This is a genomic window from Bifidobacterium mongoliense DSM 21395, assembly GCF_000741285.1.
In the GTDB taxonomy this organism is placed as follows: Bacteria; Actinomycetota; Actinomycetes; order Actinomycetales; family Bifidobacteriaceae; genus Bifidobacterium; species Bifidobacterium mongoliense.
On the sequence record NZ_JGZE01000001.1, the window covers coordinates 127,440 to 144,309 of the forward strand.

At 62.4% G+C, this 16,870-nt stretch carries 13 protein-coding genes, 1 tRNA gene and 2 pseudogenes; 3 read left to right on the top strand and 13 right to left on the bottom strand.

Annotated elements, in window-relative coordinates:
* Positions 1–190 precede the first annotated feature (190 nt).
* A complete protein-coding gene (gene rpoZ, locus BMON_RS00495) occupies positions 191–475 on the bottom strand; it encodes a DNA-directed RNA polymerase subunit omega (protein ID WP_033511946.1) in 285 nt (94 codons plus the stop codon).
* Positions 476–645: 170 nt separating this feature from the next.
* On the opposite strand from rpoZ, the gene ilvD reads away from it, so the two are divergent.
* Positions 646–2,502 carry a dihydroxy-acid dehydratase gene (gene ilvD, locus BMON_RS00500; RefSeq protein WP_033512176.1) on the top strand — a complete coding sequence of 619 codons (1,857 nt, stop codon included), beginning with the start codon at positions 646–648 and terminating at the stop codon, positions 2,500–2,502.
* A 35-nt stretch (positions 2,503–2,537) separates the two neighbouring features.
* Here ilvD and gmk read toward each other — a convergent pair whose 3' ends face one another.
* The 10 genes and pseudogenes from gmk to rpsL form a co-directional block, all read right to left on the bottom strand.
* Complete coding sequence (gene gmk / locus BMON_RS00505) at positions 2,538–3,182, bottom strand: guanylate kinase (protein ID WP_407711947.1); 645 nt, start codon at positions 3,180–3,182, stop codon at positions 2,538–2,540.
* Positions 3,169–4,026, bottom strand: a complete 858-nt coding sequence (pyrF, locus tag BMON_RS00510; RefSeq protein WP_237745278.1) for an orotidine-5'-phosphate decarboxylase — start codon at positions 4,024–4,026, stop codon at positions 3,169–3,171. The genes gmk and pyrF overlap by 14 nt, the downstream gene beginning before the upstream one ends.
* Positions 4,027–4,097: 71 nt before the next feature.
* Entirely contained in the window at positions 4,098–7,484 is a 3,387-nt protein-coding gene (gene carB / locus BMON_RS00515; RefSeq protein ID WP_033511943.1) for a carbamoyl-phosphate synthase large subunit, read from the bottom strand.
* The gene (carA, locus tag BMON_RS00520) at positions 7,477–8,697 is read right to left on the bottom strand and encodes a glutamine-hydrolyzing carbamoyl-phosphate synthase small subunit (protein ID WP_033511941.1); all 1,221 of its coding nucleotides are present in this window, start codon (positions 8,695–8,697) and stop codon (positions 7,477–7,479) included. The genes carB and carA overlap by 8 nt, the downstream gene beginning before the upstream one ends.
* A 246-nt stretch (positions 8,698–8,943) precedes the next feature.
* Positions 8,944–9,489 (bottom strand): annotated as a pseudogene (gene nusB, locus BMON_RS09375) (transcription antitermination factor NusB); the annotation flags it as partial.
* 15 nt (positions 9,490–9,504) lie between these two features.
* Positions 9,505–10,068 (bottom strand): elongation factor P, encoded by a 564-nt coding sequence (gene efp, locus BMON_RS00530; RefSeq protein ID WP_033511940.1) that lies wholly within the window; start codon positions 10,066–10,068, stop codon positions 9,505–9,507.
* A 204-nt stretch (positions 10,069–10,272) separates the two neighbouring features.
* A complete protein-coding gene (tuf, locus tag BMON_RS00535; protein ID WP_033511939.1) occupies positions 10,273–11,472 on the bottom strand; it encodes an elongation factor Tu in 1,200 nt (399 codons plus the stop codon).
* Positions 11,473–11,642: 170 nt separating this feature from the next.
* Positions 11,643–13,772 (bottom strand): elongation factor G, encoded by a 2,130-nt coding sequence (gene fusA, locus BMON_RS00540; protein WP_033511934.1) that lies wholly within the window; start codon positions 13,770–13,772, stop codon positions 11,643–11,645.
* Positions 13,773–13,800: 28 nt separating this feature from the next.
* A pseudogene (rpsG, locus tag BMON_RS00545) lies at positions 13,801–14,270 on the bottom strand (30S ribosomal protein S7).
* A 5-nt stretch (positions 14,271–14,275) separates the two neighbouring features.
* Positions 14,276–14,647 carry a 30S ribosomal protein S12 gene (gene rpsL / locus BMON_RS00550; protein WP_033511931.1) on the bottom strand — a complete coding sequence of 124 codons (372 nt, stop codon included), beginning with the start codon at positions 14,645–14,647 and terminating at the stop codon, positions 14,276–14,278.
* Positions 14,648–15,291: 644 nt separating this feature from the next.
* Between rpsL and BMON_RS00555 the strand changes: the two genes are divergently transcribed.
* Positions 15,292–15,364, top strand: a tRNA-His gene (locus tag BMON_RS00555).
* A 407-nt stretch (positions 15,365–15,771) separates the two neighbouring features.
* On the opposite strand, the gene BMON_RS00560 is transcribed toward BMON_RS00555, so the two are convergent.
* Positions 15,772–16,215: a hypothetical protein gene (locus BMON_RS00560; protein ID WP_033513439.1), complete on the bottom strand. Its 444-nt coding sequence runs from the start codon at positions 16,213–16,215 to the stop codon at positions 15,772–15,774.
* A 98-nt stretch (positions 16,216–16,313) separates the two neighbouring features.
* On the bottom strand, positions 16,314–16,574 hold the full coding sequence (locus BMON_RS09775; RefSeq protein ID WP_152595806.1) for a hypothetical protein: 261 nt from the start codon (positions 16,572–16,574) through the stop codon (positions 16,314–16,316).
* A gap of 44 nt (positions 16,575–16,618) precedes the next feature.
* On the opposite strand from BMON_RS09775, the gene BMON_RS09780 reads away from it, so the two are divergent.
* Positions 16,619–16,783 carry a hypothetical protein gene (locus BMON_RS09780; RefSeq protein WP_156098603.1) on the top strand — a complete coding sequence of 55 codons (165 nt, stop codon included), beginning with the start codon at positions 16,619–16,621 and terminating at the stop codon, positions 16,781–16,783.
* The last annotated feature ends 87 nt before the right edge of the window (positions 16,784–16,870 follow it).

The window sequence follows — 16,870 nt, forward strand, 5'->3', positions numbered from 1 at the left end:
CGTACGCCGGCGACCCGCATATCCCACGGATACACGAACCACCGCAACGATCGAGCCAACCGGGGCGTCATACGGACGTCGTCACACGACGACGCACACTTCATTGACTGCCGTCATCGACCACCGCCATTGACCACAACCAAGCACCCACGCAGGGCACTCAGACCGCAGCCAATCGATGGCCCGACGCTCAGTTGCCTTCGGACAGATCGTCCTCGCCCAAGGTCTCCTCGAGCAGGCCCTCGTTGATCTCGCGGAACGCGATGGACAGCGGCTTCTCCTGGTTTTTGTACTCGACCAGCGGTCCGACGTTCTGCAGCAGCCCCTCGTTGAGCTGGGTGAAATACGAATTGATCTGGCGGGCGCGCTTCGCGGCGAAGATGGACAGCGCGTATTTCGAATCGGCGTGCTCCATGAGATCGTCGATCGTGGGGTTCGCGAATCCCTGAGGATGCGGCTCGGTGCCAAATGCCATAACTATGTCTCCCAAATCTCGAATGCAGTCATACTAGACTGTTACCGGTGCCAGTATAGTAGGCCGCCGCGATATCCGGGGCGCCCCGCTGTGGACGGCGATGCCGCGCGATGATTCCATTATGTGACCGCCGTCACACACCCCACGGGGTCAGGCATTTGAATGAGACCATGCACATGCGATCAGAGAAACTCATGAAAGGCCGGATGTTCGCCGGCGCTCGGGCACTCTACAGGGCGGCCGGTGTCGATGGCAGCGATTTCGGCAAGCCCATCGTCGCGATCGCGAATTCGTTCAGCGAATTCGTGCCGGGACACGTCCACCTCAACAAAGTCGGCCGCCTCGTCTCCGAAGCGGTCAAGAAGGCCGGCGGCATCCCCCGCGAATTCAACACCATCGCCGTCGACGACGGCATCGCCATGGGACACACCGGCATGCTCTACTCGCTGCCCAGCCGCGACCTGATCGCCGACGCCGTCGAATATTCGGTCAACGCGCACTGCGCCGACGCCCTGATCTGCATCTCCAACTGCGACAAGATCACGCCGGGCATGCTCCTGGCGGCCCTGCGTCTCAACATTCCCACGATCTTCGTATCGGGCGGCCCCATGGAGGCCGGTACGACGACGACGTCGGACGGCACCACGAAGAGCACCGACCTCATCGACGTGATGTACGCGAGCGCCGACGACAACGTCTCGGACAAGGATCTGCTCGCCTATGAGACCTCGGTCTGTCCCACCTGCGGTTCGTGCGCCGGTATGTTCACCGCGAACTCCATGAACTGCCTGACCGAGGCGCTGGGACTGGCGCTTCCCGGCAACGGCACGGTCCTGGCTTCGCACGCCTACCGCAAGCGGCTGTTCGAGAAGGCCGGAGCCATGATCGTGCAGCTGGCGAACCGCTGCTATCACGAGGACGACGAGTCGGTGCTGCCCCGCAACATCGCGACGCGTCACGCCTTCCAGAACGCCATGACCATGGACGTGGCGATGGGCGGTTCGACCAACACCGTGCTGCACATCCTCGCGGCCGCCCAAAGCGCCGACGTCGACTTCACGCTCGAGGACATCGAGCGCATCAGCCACACCGTCCCCTGCATCTGCAAGGCCAGCCCGTCGGGACCGTGGGAGATCGCCGACGTCCACCGCGCCGGCGGCATCTGCGGCATCCTCGGCGAACTCGATCGCGGCGAGAAACTGCACCGCGACGTGCACTCCATCGACTATCCCAGTCTCGAGAAGAAGCTCGACGATTGGGACATCATGCGCCCCAACTGCATCGATGAGGCCAAGAAGCTCTACCATGCGGCGCCCGGCGGCATCAAGTCCCCCGATCCGTGGACGCACGAGACCCTGTTCGACTCGCTCGACACCGATCGCGTCAAGGGCGCCATCCACGACCTGGAGCATCCGGCCGTCGAGGAGGGCGGTCTGGCCGTGCTTCGCGGCAACCTGGCGCCCGACGGCTGCGTCGTCAAGACCGCCGGCGTACCCAAGGAGATCTGGCATTTCCGCGGCCCCGCACTCATCGTCGAATCGCAGGAACAGGCCGTCGAGGTCATTCTCAACGGCACGCTCAAGCGTGGTCAGGCGCTCGTCATCCGCTACGAAGGCCCCAAGGGCGGTCCGGGCATGCAGGAGATGCTCTACCCGACCTCCTTCGTCAAAGGCAAGGGCATCGGCAAGGACGTGGCGCTGATCACCGACGGCCGCTACTCCGGCGGCTCATCGGGTCTGGCCATCGGGCACGTCGCGCCGGAGGCCGCCAGCAAGGGACCGATCGCCCTCATCCGCGACGGCGATACCATCGTCATCGACATCCCCAACCGTCGCATCGACGTGGATCTCTCGGACGAACAGCTCGCCCAGCGTCGCGCCGAACTGGAGGCCGGGGACGGGTACGTCGCGCACCGCGACCGGAAGGTGTCGCTGGCGCTCAAGGCCTACGCCGCCTTCGCCCGCTCCGCCGACAAGGGCGCGACCCGCGACCCCGATCTCATCAACAAGCTCTCCGGACTCGCGTGATCGCCATATCCGACATCGTCGTCTTCGCCTGATGCTCAGCGCGCCGGATCCGTGGCCGGGAGGCCGTACTCCCTGGCGATGACGTCCCAGAGCTCATCGGCGGCGGCCTCAACGGTGCTGTTCACGATCGTGACATCGAATTCGTGCTCGCTCGCTAGTTCCTCGCGGGCCGTGAGCAGGCGCTTGCGGCGCTGCTCCTCGTTCTCGGTGCCGCGTCCCACGAGTCGGCGGACCAGCTCATCGTAGCTGGGCGGCGCCAGGAACACATAGACGACGTCGAGACCCATGCGCTCGGCCTCGTGCCTGACTCGCCTGGCTCCTTGCAGATCGATCTCCAAAATCGTCGGGATTCCGGCGGCCACATGGTCGAGGACCGGCTGCAACGGCGTACCGTAATGGGCCATGTTGTGCACGACGGCGGTTTCGAGGAAATACCCTGCCGCCTCCTTGGCCTCGAACTCGGCTTCATCCATGAACCAGTATGTCGTGCCGTCGATCTCGCCCGGGCGGGGGGCGCGGGTCGTTGCGGACACCGAGACCCACACCTGCGGGTGCTTCGCCCTGAGCGCGGCCTCGACCGTCCCCTTGCCCACCGCAGTGGGGCCGGTGAGGACGATGAGACGTCCGGTTCCGCGTCGTTGCCCGCGATTCGCCCCGTCTGTCATCTCACCGCTGCACATCCACATCACCTTCCTGATTCGTGCTCATCAGCGCCTCCCTGATATCCAACGAGATGTTCTCGGTGGCCTGGGACAGTTGCGCGATATCGGGGCCGTGGGCCGCGATGAACCGCGATACGGTCACCAGCACGTTGCCCTTGGTGCCCTTGAACACCGCCTCGAGGTCCTTCGCTTCGGCGCCCTGCCACCCGTATCCCGGGGAGAGGATGGGGCCGGTGAAACCGCCCAGATCAAGGGACGAATCGTGCAGCCAATGCCCGATCGTCGCCCCGATGATCAATCCCACCGAACCCATGCCCGGTATGCCGTCGTTATACTGCTGCGCATGCCTGGCGATGCCGTACGCCACGGTTTTGCCCTGATAGTCGCCGGTCTGCCGTATGGCGGTCTGCAGGCTGGCCCCCTCCTGATTCGAGGTGAGGGAGGCGATGAAGATGCCCCTTCCATAGTCCAGCGCTTCGTGGATGAGTCCGCCCATCGAGCGTGCCCCGTAATAGGGCAGCAGGGTGATGGCGTCGGCCAGCATCGGGGAATCGGGATGGAAGTAGGCGTCGGCCAGAGCCGAAATCGTCGTGGCCAGCCCGCCGTGCAGGCAGTCCACGATGGTGATGACGTCCATCTGGCGCGCGGCATACAACACTCGTTCCAACGCTTCGAAGCCCTTGGACCCATAGCGTTCGAACATCGGCGTCTGGAACTTCACCGCGGCGGCCCGTCCCCGGGTCGCCTGCAGCATGCGCATGGAGAACAGCTCGGCGCCTCGGGCGTTGGCCTCGTATCCCCAATCGGAGAGCATGCGCCGATGCGGGTCGATGCCTACGCACAACGGCCCGTATTCCGCCATCGACAGCGCCAGGCGTCTGCCGAAATCACCCCGAACCGAGGCCGAGGCGGGTATGCTCTCGTGGTCGTCCATCATGCGGCGTCCTGTTGGTCCATGGCGAACAGTTGGCGAGCGTGCTCCTGGATGCTCATGATCTGGTAGTCGTTGTTCTTGACCGCCTCGATGGCCATCAGCACCGCGGAGAACTCGGTGATCGTGGTGAACTGCGGGAGGTCGGCCGCGATGGCGGCGACGCGGATCGAATAGCCATCCGAACGTGAACCACGGGAGTTGGGCGTATTGAGGATCATGTCGATATCGCCATCCTCGATGAGATCGACGACGTTCTTGCCGATGCTGCCACGAGCGTGTTCGATGGACGGCGGGGTGTCGGGATCCGTGTCCACGCGCGTCGAGATCTTGTCGACGATCTTCGAGTCGATCCCATAACGCCGCAGCACCGAAGCGGTGCCTTCGGTCGCGCAGATGGTGAACCCGAGTTCGATGAGACGCACCGCCATCAGCGGCAGTTGGCGCTTATCGGTGTCGTTGACCGACAGGAACACGGTGCCCGATGTCGGCAGACCACCGGAATAGGCGGCCAGCTGGCTCTTGGCGAAGGCGTGCGGGAAATCACGGTCGAAGCCCATGACCTCGCCGGTGGAGCGCATCTCCGGTCCAAGCAGCACATCGACCGTCTTGCCGACGGGGGTGCGGAAGCGTTTGAACGGCAGTACGGATTCCTTGACGGCGACCTGCTGTCCGGGATGGATGACACCGCCGTCCTCTTTGGGCAGCAGCAGTCCCCGACGCCGCTGATCGGCGATGGTCTCCCCCACCAGCAACCGGGCCGCCGCCTTGGCGAGCGCCACGCCGGTCGCCTTCGAGGCGAAGGGCACGGTACGCGAGGCACGCGGATTGGCTTCGATGACGTACAGGGTGTTGGCCATGAAGGCGTACTGGACGTTCATCAATCCGCGCACGCCGCAGCCTTGCGCCAACGCGTAGGTGGCCTTGCGCAGCCGGTTGATCTGATCGTCCGACAGGGTGCTGGGCGGCAGGGTGCAAGCCGCGTCGCCGGAGTGCACACCGGCCTCCTCGACATGCTCCATGATGCCGCCGATATACAGTTCCTTCCCGTCGAAGAGGGCGTCGACATCGATCTCGATGGCGTCCTGGAGGAACTTGTCGATGAGCAGCGGCGACGGCAGCCGTCCGGAGACGACGGTGTCGGCCTTGGCTTCGTTGAGCGCGCGGTTGACGTAGGTCTCGAGCTGGGAGTCGTCATAGACGATCTCCATGCCACGACCGCCAAGCACGTAGCTCGGGCGGACCAGGACCGGGTAGCCGATCTGGTGGGCCGCCTCGCGGGCCTCGTCCATGTTCTGGGCGGTGCCGTACCGGGGCGCGTTGAGATGCTCCTTGCGCAGGACCTCTCCGAAGAGCTCGCGGTTCTCCGCCAGGTCGATGTGCTCCGGGGAGGTGCCGAGGATGGGCACGCCGGCGGCCTTGAGCCGTGCGGCCAGGGACAACGGGGTCTGCCCACCGAGCTGAACGACGACGCCCTTGACCGGACCCATGCGGCATTCCGCCTCGTAGATCTCCAGGACGTCCTCGAACGTCAGGGGCTCGAAATAGAGCCGGTCGGACATGTCGTAATCGGTGGAGACGGTCTCGGGATTGCAGTTGACCATGATCGTGTCATAGTCCTTGCCCAGCTCCTGCACGGCGTGCACGCAGGTGTAGTCGAATTCGATGCCCTGGCCGATGCGGTTGGGGCCCGAACCCAGGATGATCACGGCCTCGCGCTCGCGGTGGCGCAGCTCTGATTCATCGGCGTAGCACGAATAGTAGTACGGCGTGACGGCGTCGAATTCGGCGGCGCAGGTGTCCACGGTCTTGTACACGGGACGCAGGCCGTAGCTCCAACGCAGTTCGCGCACCACGTTCTCGCCCTCGTCGCCCAAGCGGCGCAGGCCGGCGATCTGCAGATCGGACAGTCCCGCACGCTTGGCCTTGAGCAACAGGCGCGGCGAGAGGGTTTCGGCGTTCCTCACCAGCATCGCGGTCTCGTTGATCAGCGCGAACTGACGGATGAACCACGGGTCGATCTTGGTGGCGTCGAAGATCTGCTCCTCGCTGGCGCCTCCCCACAGGGCCCGCTGGACCTGGAGGTAGCGATGCTCGGTCGGCGTGCGCATCTGCTCCAGCAGACCGTTCACCTCGTCGGTGTCGGGTTTCTCGCCATCCCAGTTGAAGCCCATATGGCGCTTGTCGATGGAACGCATGGCCTTGCCCAGCGACTCCTGGAAGTTGCCGCCCAAGGCCATGGCCTCGCCGACGGATTTCATGGAGGTTGTGAGCAGCGGATCGGCTCCGGGGAACTTCTCGAAGGCGAACCGCGGAATCTTGGTGACCACATAGTCGATGGTCGGCTCGAAGCTGGCCGGCGTCGATTGGGTGATGTCGTTGCGGATTTCGTCGAGCGTGTAGCCCAGCGCCAACTTGGCCGCGATCTTGGCGATGGGGAAGCCCGTGGCCTTGGAGGCCAGAGCGGAGGAGCGCGAGACGCGCGGATTCATCTCGATGACGATGATGCGTCCGGTCTTGGGATTGATGGCGAACTGAATATTGCATCCGCCGGTCTCCACGCCTACGCCCCTGATGATGGCGATGCCGATGTCGCGCATGCGCTGGTATTCGCGGTCCGTCAGGGTGAAGGTAGGTGCGACGGTGATCGAATCGCCGGTGTGCACGCCGACCGGGTCGACGTTTTCGATCGGGCAGACGACCACGACGTTGTCCTTGGCGTCCCGCATGAGCTCGAGTTCGTATTCCTTCCAGCCTTCGATCCCCTCTTCGACGAGCACCTCATCGGTCGGCGAATAGTGGATGCCCGCGCTGGCGATGCGGTGCAACTCCTCGGGATCATGGGCGATGCCCGAGCCGAGGCCGCCCATGGTGAAGCTCGGGCGTATGACGACGGGGAAACCGAGTTTCTCGACGATCTTGTCGACGCCCTCCATGGTGTGGGCCACCTCGGACCGTGCGGACTCGCCGCCCGCGGCGTCCACGACCACCTTGAATTTCTCGCGGTCCTCCCCTCGGTTGATGGCCTCGAGGGAAGCGCCGATCAGCTCGACGTGGTAGCGCTCGAGTACGCCTGCCTTGCCCAGTTCGATGGCCGCGTTGAGCGCGGTCTGCCCACCCAGGGTCGGGAGCAGCGCATCTGGACGTTCCTTGGCGATGATGCGCTCGAGGATGGCCGTGTCGATGGGCTCGATGTAGGTCGCGTCCGCCATCTCGGGGTCGGTCATGATGGTGGCCGGGTTCGAGTTGACGAGGATGACGCGTACGCCCTCTTCGCGCAGCACTCGGCAAGCCTGCGTGCCGGAATAGTCGAATTCCGCCGCCTGACCGATGACGATCGGCCCGGAGCCGATGACCAGAACGGATGATATGTCGTTGCGCTTAGGCATTGCGGTGTCCTCCCTGTTCGGAGCCCATGAGCTCCGCGAAACGGTCGAAGAGATAGGCGGCGTCGTGCGGCCCTCCGGCCGCCTCTGGATGGTATTGGACGGAGAAGGCGGGGATGTCGACGCACTGCAGCCCCTCGACCACATCGTCGTTGAGATCGATGTGCGACACGAACACCCGGCCGAACTTGCCATCCCCATACGGGCTCATGACGGTCTCGCCGATGGGCGCGTCCACGGCGAAGCCGTGATTGTGGGTGGTGATCTCCACCTTGCCGGTGGTCATGTCCTTGACGGGCTGATTGCTGCCGCGATGGCCGAACTTGAGCTTGTAGGTGCCGAAGCCGAGCGCCCGGCCGAAGAGCTGGTTGCCGAAGCAGATGCCGAAGAACGGATGCCCGGCCGCGAGCACCTCGCGCAGCAGCTCGACCACGGGACCGGCCTGTTCGGGGTCGCCCGGGCCATTGGAGAAGAAGACGCCGTCCGGGTGGAGGACTTCGATCTGCTCCAGGGTGACGTTCGAAGGCACGACATGCACCCGGCACCCGCGTTGCGACATGAGTCGCGGCGTCATCATCTTGAGTCCCAGATCAACGGCGACGACGGTGAACAGCGGATCCTTGCCCTCATACTCTCCCGAAGGTTCCACCGTATAGGGTTGGTCGGTGCTCACCTCATCGTACAGACGCCTGCCCTGCATCTTGGGGGTGTCCCTGACCTGCGCCAGCAGGACATTGATGGGCCGCACGGCACCGGTCTCGGGATCGAGCAGCGCGTCCCCGCTGAAGACGCCCGCCCGCATCACGCCTGCGGAGCGCAGGTGACGTACGAGTTCGCGGGTGTCGATGCCGCTGATGCCCACGATGTCGTATCGGTCGAGTTCGTCGTCGAGGGTTCGGGTGGACCGCCAGTTGCTGGCGATGGGACTGGGCTGCCTGACGACATAGCCCGACACCCAGATGCGTGACGACTCCGGATCCTCGTCATTGACCCCGGTGTCGCCGATATGCGGAAACGTCTGGATCACGATCTGCCGGTCGTAGCTCGGATCGGTAAGTGTCTCCTGATATCCGGTCATGCCGGTGGAGAAGACGATCTCACCGAAGGTGGCGCCCCGGGCCCCGTACGGATCACCGATGTATGTCTGTCCGTCCTCGAGGATGAGTACGGCATCCTCCGGCGTATAGCTGTTCAATGCTGCGTCTGTGAGATTCACGATGATCCCTTCCCTCCGGCCTTACGGCCAAGACTATCGTCCGATTGGGACTCGCGGCCCGGCCGAAACGCCGCCGGACCGCTATGCGGAAGCTAGCGGGGGAACAGTCGTATCGGTATCGGTATCGGTATCGGTATCGGTATCAATGCCGGGAACGTTGTCCGTGGCGGCAACGGGAACGGGGCCAGGAACGTCAACCGGTTCCGACCCGGCGCTTGTCCGCTCTGCGTTAGCCTGCCCTGTTTCAGTCTGCGCTGTTTCAGCCTGCTCGGCCTTCTCTTGGTCAGCCTTAGCCTGCTCCGCAGTGGCTTGCTCGGCCGCTTCCTTTTCCGCCGCCGCTTTCTCGGCCGCGATTCTGGCGCGTTCGGCTGCCTCGGCCTCGAGATCGTACTGATCCTTGTCCGCGCACAATGCACTGAGTACGCCATGGATGAAGGAAAGCGACTCGTCGTCACTCAGGGTCTTGGCCTGGCCCAGGGCCTCGTCGATGGCCACCTTGTCGGGGACCTCGTCGTTGCCGAGAATCTCCCAAGCGGCGATGCGCAGAATATTGCGGTCGACCACGGCCATGCGCTTGATGTTCCAACCCTTGGAATGATCGGCCAACGCGCGGTCCAGGGTGACCAGGTACTTGGCCACCGCGCGCACGATGGTGATCGCGTAATCCGGCAACGGGGTCTGTGCCCCGGGGTGGGCGATGCGCTCAGCAAGAAGGGACAGGATGTCCTGTCCCTTCTCGTCGGCCTCGTACAACGTGTTCAGCGCCCGTTTACGAGCTGTGGAACGTGCCATGGTTCGGATCCCCGATCAGTTCTCACGTCCGAGGTATGACCCGTCGCGGGTATCGACCTTGACGTGCTCGCCTTCACCCACGAAGAGCGGAACCTGAATCTCAGCGCCGGTCTCCACCGTGGCGGGCTTCGTGCCCGCGTTGGAACGGTTGCCCTGTACGCCGGGCTCGGTGTGCGTGACCTCGAGGATCACGGAGGCGGGGAGTTCCACGCTCAGCGGGTTGCCGTCATGGAAGCTGATGATGCAGTCGGTGCCCTCGAGCAGGAACTTGCTCTGCTCGCCCACCATGTCCTTGGGGATGCTCACCTGGTCGTACGTGGTCATATCCATGAAGACGAAGCTGTCGCCGTCCTCGTAGGAATACTGCAACGTGCGGTTGTCGACGGTCTCGAACTCCATCTTCATGCCCGCGTTGAACGTCTTGTCGACGATCTTGCCGGTGAGCACGTTCTTGATGGTGGTGCGCACGAAAGCCGGCCCCTTGCCGGGCTTGACGTGCTGGAACTTGGTCACGGTCCACAGCTGTCCGTCGAGGTTCAGCACCGATCCGTTCTTGATGTCATTGGTAGTTTGTGCCACGTAAAGTCACCCTTTATTTCTGTGAAAATGCAGACAATGCTCGATTGTCCCGCTTATTATGCCATGACGCATAGAGAAAGGGGACCCGGTTACATGAACCGAATCCCCTTGCCTATGCCGATTGATCACTCCCCCGAACCGACCTGACGGCCGGTGCGGAAGTGCGGACGCCTTGTATCGGCGACGCCCGCATACCAGCCGAAACTAGTCGATGATCTTGGTCACACGACCGGAGCCGACCGTACGGCCGCCTTCACGGACGGCGAAGGTCAGGCCTTCCTCCATGGCGATGGGCTGAATCAGCTCAACGGTGAAGGTGGCGTGGTCGCCGGGCTGAACCATCTCGACGCCTTCCGGCAGCGTGATGACGCCGGTGACGTCGGTGGTGCGGAAGTAGAACTGCGGACGGTAGTTGGAGAAGAACGGCGAATGACGGCCACCCTCATCCTTGGTCAGCACGTAAACCTCACCCTCGAACTTCATATGCGGGGTTACGGAACCGGGAGCGGCCACAACCTGGCCACGCTCGACGTCCGTACGGTTGATGCCGCGCAGCAGCAGACCGGTGTTGTCGCCGGCCTCGGCCTCGTCCATCTGCTTGTGGAAGGTCTCGATGGAGGTGACGGTGGTCGCGCGGGTCGGACGGATGCCGACGATCTCGACGTTGGTGTTGATCGGCAGCTTGCCGCGCTCGACACGACCGGTGACCACGGTGCCGCGGCCGGAGATCGTGAAGACGTCCTCGATCGGCATCAGGAACGGCTTGTCCAGGTCGTGGACAGGCGTCGGGATGTAGTTGTCGACGGCATCCATGAGATCCTTGATGCTCTGGACCCACTTCTCGTGATCCGGGGCATCGTCGTGCAGTGCGCCGTAGGCGGAGGTGCGGATGACGGGGCAGTCGCGGTCGAAGCCGTTCTCCTCGAGCAGGTCGCGGACCTCTTCTTCGACGAGCTCAATGAGCTCCTCGTCGTCGACCATATCGCACTTGTTCAGCGCGACGATGATCTTCGGCACGCCGACCTGGCGGGCGAGCAGAACGTGCTCGCGGGTCTGGGCCATCGGGCCATCGGTGGCGGCGACCACGAGGATCGCCCCATCCATCTGAGCGGCGCCGGTGATCATGTTCTTGACGAAGTCGGCGTGGCCGGGGCAGTCGACATGCGCATAATGACGCTTTTCCGTCTGGTACTCGATATGCGCGATGTTGATCGTGATACCGCGCTGCTGCTCCTCGGGAGCGGCATCGATCTGATCGAAGTCATACTCCGGGTTCAGGTCGGGGTACTCCTCGTGGAGCACCTTCGAGATGGCGGCGGTCAGGGTCGTCTTACCGTGATCCACGTGGCCAATGGTGCCGATGTTGACATGCGGCTTGGTGCGCTCGTACTTTTTCTTTGCCATGTTCTTTTTGTCCTCCTGGACGTTTCGTAGTTCGCCCGTGCCCTAGGCACCAGGCTCCCGCTACATTGTACTGGGTTTCTGGGTTACGTGCCACAGCGTGCCCTAAACCCAGTCAGCGCTACAGATATTAGCGCTGACTGGAGACAGGCGCCACCTGCGTGGCAGGCGTGTTATTCGCCCCGCTGCGCCTTGATGATCTCCTCGGCGACGGCCTTGGGGACCTCGGCGTACGAGTCCATCTGCATGGTGAACATCGCGCGGCCCTGGGTCTTGGAACGCAGGTCGCCGATGTAGCCGAACATCTCGCTCAGCGGCACCTTCGCATCGATGACCTTGACACCGGTGGCGTCGTTCATCGACTGGATGGAACCACGGCGGGCGTTCAGATCGCCCATGACCTCACCCATGTACTCCTCAGGGGTGCGGACCTCGACGGCCATGATCGGCTCGAGGATGACGGGCTTGGCCTTGGGGGCCGCCGTCTTGAACGCCATGGAACCGGCGATCTTGAAGGCCATCTCCGAGGAATCGACATCGTGGATCTGACCATCGGTGACGGTCGCCTTGACGCCGACGACCGGGAACCCGGCGAGAATGCCGGTCTCCATGGCCTCGCGCACACCCGCATCGATCGAGGGGATGAACTCCTTGGTGATGTGGCCGCCGGTGACCTCGTTGACGAACTCGTAAGGCTCGCCCGCCTCCGGGCCCAAGGGCTCGAAGTTCATCTGCACCTTCGCGAACTGGCCGGAACCACCGGTCTGCTTCTTGTGTGTGTACACGAGGTCCATAACGGGCTTGCGAATCGTCTCGCGGTACGCGACCTGAGGCTTGCCGACGTTGCAGTCGACTTTGAACTCACGACGCATACGGTCGACGATGATGTCGAGCTGGAGCTCGCCCATGCCGGAGATCAGGGTCTGGCCGGACTCTTCGTCGCTCTTGACCTGGAAGGTCGGATCCTCGTCGGAGAGCTTGGCGAGCGCCAGGCTCATCTTCTCCTGATCGGCCTTGGTCTTGGGCTCCACGGCGACCTCGATCACGGGATCGGGGAAGGTCATGGACTCGAGCGAGATCGGATGCTTGTCATCGCACAGCGTATCGCCGGTGGTGACGTTCTTGAGACCCACGAAGGTGTAGATGTTGCCTGCTTCGGCGGCATCCACAGGATTCTCCTTGTCGGCGTGCATCTGGAAGATCTTGCCGATGCGCTCCTTCTTGTCCTTGGTGGAGTCGAGCACCGAGTCGCCGGGCTTGACGGAACCGGAGTAGACGCGCACGAAGACGAGCTTGCCGTAGAACGGGTGCGTCGAGATCTTGAAGACCAGGGCGGAGAACGGGTCGCTCATGGTGGGCTTGCGGTCGATCTCCACGGATTCGTCGCTGGGGTCGAATCCGACGATCGAGGGCACGTCCTCTGGGCTGGGCAGGTAGTCGATGACCGCGTCGAGCAGGGGCTGCACGCCCTTGTCCTTGAACGCGGAGCCGCACAGCACCGGGTAGGCTTCACGGGTGACCGTGAGCTTGCGGATACCGGCACGGATCTCGTCTTCGGTGAGCTCGCCGGTCTCGAGGTACTTCTCGAGGAGCGTCTCATCCGATTCGGCGACGGCGTCGAGCAGTTCGGAGCGGTACTTGACCGCCTTGTCCTGCAGGTCGGCCGGGATGTCGGTCGTGTCGTAGTGCGCGCCCAAATCGCCGGAGACGTCGTTCCAGACGTACGCCTTCATGCGGATCAGGTCGACGACGCCGCTGAAGTCGTTCTCGGCGCCGATCGGCAGCTGGACGACGAGCGGGACGGCCCCGAGCTTGGACTTGATGGTGTCGACCGAATAGTAGAAGTCGGCGCCGAGCTTGTCCATCTTGTTGATGAAGCAGATGCGCGGGACGCTGTACTTGTCGGCCTGACGCCACACGGTCTCGGACTGGGGCTCGACGCCCTCCTTGCCGTCGAAGACGGCAACGGCGCCATCGAGCACGCGCAGGGAGCGCTCCACCTCGGCCGTGAAGTCCACGTGGCCGGGGGTGTCGATGATGTTGACCTGGAACTTCTGTTCCGGATCATGCGTCTGGCGGTTCCAGAAGCAGGTGGTGGCGGCGGACTGGATCGTGATGCCACGTTCCTGCTCCTGCGCCATGAAGTCCATCGTCGACGCACCGTCGTGGGTCTCACCGATCTTGTAGTTCTTGCCCGTGTAGAACAGGATGCGTTCGGTGGTGGTGGTCTTACCGGCATCGATGTGAGCCATGATGCCGATATTGCGGACCTCATTGAGGTCGTTAAGCACGTCTAGTGCCATGAGTATTCCTCAGCTCTCTTGTCTCGGATTACCAGCGATAGTGGGCGAAGGCCTTGTTGGCCTCGGCCATCTTGTGCGTGTCCTCGCGACGCTTCACCGAGCACCTAGGCCGTTGGAGGCGTCGAGGATCTCGTTGGCGAGACGCTCGGACATGGTCTTCTCGCGACGCTTGCGGGAGAAGTCGGTCAGCCAGCGCAGCGACAGCGCGTTGGCGCGGTTCGGCTTGACCTCGACGGGGACCTGGTAGGTCGCGCCGCCGACGCGGCGGGAGCGAACCTCGAGGCTCGGGCGGATGTTGTCCAGCGCGCGCTTGAGCACGGTCACCGGCTCCTGCTCGGTCTTGTCCTTGACCATCTCAAGGGCCGAGTACACGATGTCCTCCGCGATGGCCTTCTTGCCATCGAGGAGAATCTTGTTGATGAGCTGAGCCACTACGGTCGAGCTGTAGATGGGATCGGGAAGCAGCTGATGCTTTTTTGCGGGTCCTTTACGTGACATATCTCTTACTTCGCCTTCTTTGCTCCGTACAGGGAACGACCCTGCTTGCGATCCTTGACGCCCTGGGTATCGAGGGCTCCGCGCACGATGTGGTAACGCACACCGGGCAGATCCTTGACACGGCCGCCGCGCACGAGCACGATGGAGTGCTCCTGCAGGTTGTGGCCCTCACCGGGGATATAGGCGGTGACTTCGATGCCCGAGCTCAGGCGCACACGGGCGACCTTACGCAATGCCGAATTCGGCTTCTTCGGGGTGGTGGTGTAAACACGGGTGCACACGCCGCGGCGCAGCGGGCTTCCCTTCAACGCCAAAGTCTTGGACTTCTTCGACTTTGCCGTACGTCCTTTGCGGACAAGTTGTTCTATAGTAGGCAACTTCTGATCTCCGATTCGTTGGTATCCTCTGTTCGTGAAGCCGCAGCACCGCGACCCACTGTTCCGATAATCGGTTCAGAAGCCACAGTCCACCGGCCCGATGGCCCGCTCTCCTCCGACGCACATCACTGCACGTCCTCGCCGGATGGCGGGATATCCCCATGCGCACCCCTATCACATAAGAGGCACCATTGGCACACACAACCATTAACAATACCATGACCCCGGACCAGCTGCGCCGTGTCTGCGCGGATTGGTGTGGTGATGGCCGGTTGGTGCAGTGACGGCGGGTCGGTGCGGTGACGGCGGGTTGATGTGAAGACGACGGATTGATGGGCAATAGCCGACGGCTTCGCCCCTCACCCACTCGATGATCACACCATCGCCGTCACATCACCTGCAGATCGCCACCCACGAGATACGAGATAATAGGCAACTGATCGCCACCACCGATGGGCCAACCATCCTGTCACCCCGCCGTCACACCCCTGTCACCCCGCCGCCATATCGCAGTTCGTGGTTCCCCGTTTCCGCGGACACTCGCGGCTTTCTCCACTCCGACACCTGCCACGGCGTGGCGTTCTAGAACATCGTGTATAGTAATCGTCTGTTGTGCGAATGTGGGTAACCACGTCGCCGCCATGGTGGATATAGCTCAGCAGGTAGAGCATCTGATTGTGGTTCAGAAGGTCGCGCGTTCGAACCGCGTTATCCACCCCGCTCCAAACCCCTACAGCCGCAAGGCCTGCAGGGGTTTTCTCATAGCCGTTTAGCCGTTGTTTTCGCGGAAAGGTGTACACCAAGTGTATACCAAGATGCAGCGCGGAAAATTGAAGACCGCCCCTCGCCTGCTATCCTGTGGTCATGCTTGACGCCGATGTCCTGCACCACGATTTGGCTGTTTTCGATGCGGCCTGCCAACGGCTTTACGATGATGGGCTGCTTTCGGAGGAGGTGTCGATGTTGGGTTGATCATGCAGATCGTCGGGCATAGCAGCATAGCCATGGTGGAACATTATCGTCATGCCGACATCACGGAACGACTCAACGCCATGGAAACACTCGACTCGTCACTGAATCTCGCACAAATCGAATGGAAGAAGTAGGCCGCACAGGGGCCGTGATCAGTTCTTCCGCTCCCAAAGCGCGATCGTCTCCGTAACGTCTTCCTCGTCGTTCTGGACCTCATGGTGGAACAGGGCCGCTATGGCGAAATCACCGACATATTCATATGGCGCGCGTTCGCGTGAGCGGGCGAAGGTATACCGACGATTCCCGATACTGCTCGCATCACGCCCACCATCCCAGTGCTCCAATATGAACGACCTGCCTGTTGGAGCAACAGAAACCAAATCCAGATTCTTCGAATTCTCAGTCAGGAAGACAACCTCGACCGGCGTATCGCCATCACTCTCGCAAATCGTATACGCAGCATTACGTTGCCCAGCCTCAACCCCCTCCTCAATCTCAACACCCATCCGTCTAAGACCATCGGCCTGCGTTCTCGCCATAAAACCGACCTGCGGAACATCAATCCTTACTGCAAATTGTTCATGCTCCAAAGACATATCAGAACCCTTCCATAGACAAGAAACACAACCACAACAAGACTACCGCCACTTCCGTTATCATGCTCGCGAACATCCTGCGCAGACTGGATTCCTGATCACCGCCACTTCGTCCGCATCTCCTCCCACATGTAATCGGTGGCACCGTATCTGAGCACGCTGATGTCATACCTCAGATCAGCCAGCTCGGATGTCAGATGGCTGCGTTCGGTGTCGGGCAATGGTGACGCCAGGAGGTCCAGCAGCGCATCCTTGCGTGCCTGCATGCGGTTCATCGTCCTGCGTCTGATGATTCGCTCCCGTTTCCATGGCTCCGGCTCATGGCTCATGGCCGCATCATCCGGGATATAACCGCTCATACCCCCATCGTATGGCAACGCCGTCACTCTGATACGCTATCGGTATGACCGACACCGATGTCCTCCACCACGACCTGAACGCCTTCGACGCGGCCTGCCAGCGGCTGTATTCGGATGGTCTGTTGTCGGAGGAGACGCTGGTCCGATTGCATGCGGTAGTGCACCGGGAGGCTTGGGAGATGGAAACGCTCCGCCATCTTGAGAATTGATATCGTCCTAAACGCGAAAAACGCCCCCACCTCCCGTAGGAAGTGAGGGCGCTCGACTTGCGTTTTTAGCTGAAACGGTCACTAACG

Bases quoted from the DNA above. Each gene is read 5' to 3' on its own strand.
- pyrF (WP_237745278.1), bottom strand. From the start codon at position 4,026: ATGGCGGAATACGGGCCGTTGTGCGTAGGCATCGACCCGCATCGGCGC.
- BMON_RS09780 (WP_156098603.1), top strand. From the start codon at position 16,619: ATGACCGACACCGATGTCCTCCACCACGACCTGAACGCCTTCGACGCG.
- gmk (WP_407711947.1), bottom strand. From the start codon at position 3,182: ATGTGCAGCGGTGAGATGACAGACGGGGCGAATCGCGGGCAACGACGC.
- rpoZ (WP_033511946.1), bottom strand. From the start codon at position 475: ATGGCATTTGGCACCGAGCCGCATCCTCAGGGATTCGCGAACCCCACG.
- ilvD (WP_033512176.1), top strand. From the start codon at position 646: ATGCACATGCGATCAGAGAAACTCATGAAAGGCCGGATGTTCGCCGGC.
- fusA (WP_033511934.1), bottom strand. From the start codon at position 13,772: ATGGCACTAGACGTGCTTAACGACCTCAATGAGGTCCGCAATATCGGC.
- tuf (WP_033511939.1), bottom strand. From the start codon at position 11,472: ATGGCAAAGAAAAAGTACGAGCGCACCAAGCCGCATGTCAACATCGGC.
- BMON_RS09775 (WP_152595806.1), bottom strand. From the start codon at position 16,574: ATGAGCGGTTATATCCCGGATGATGCGGCCATGAGCCATGAGCCGGAG.
- BMON_RS00560 (WP_033513439.1), bottom strand. From the start codon at position 16,215: ATGTCTTTGGAGCATGAACAATTTGCAGTAAGGATTGATGTTCCGCAG.
- carB (WP_033511943.1), bottom strand. From the start codon at position 7,484: ATGCCTAAGCGCAACGACATATCATCCGTTCTGGTCATCGGCTCCGGG.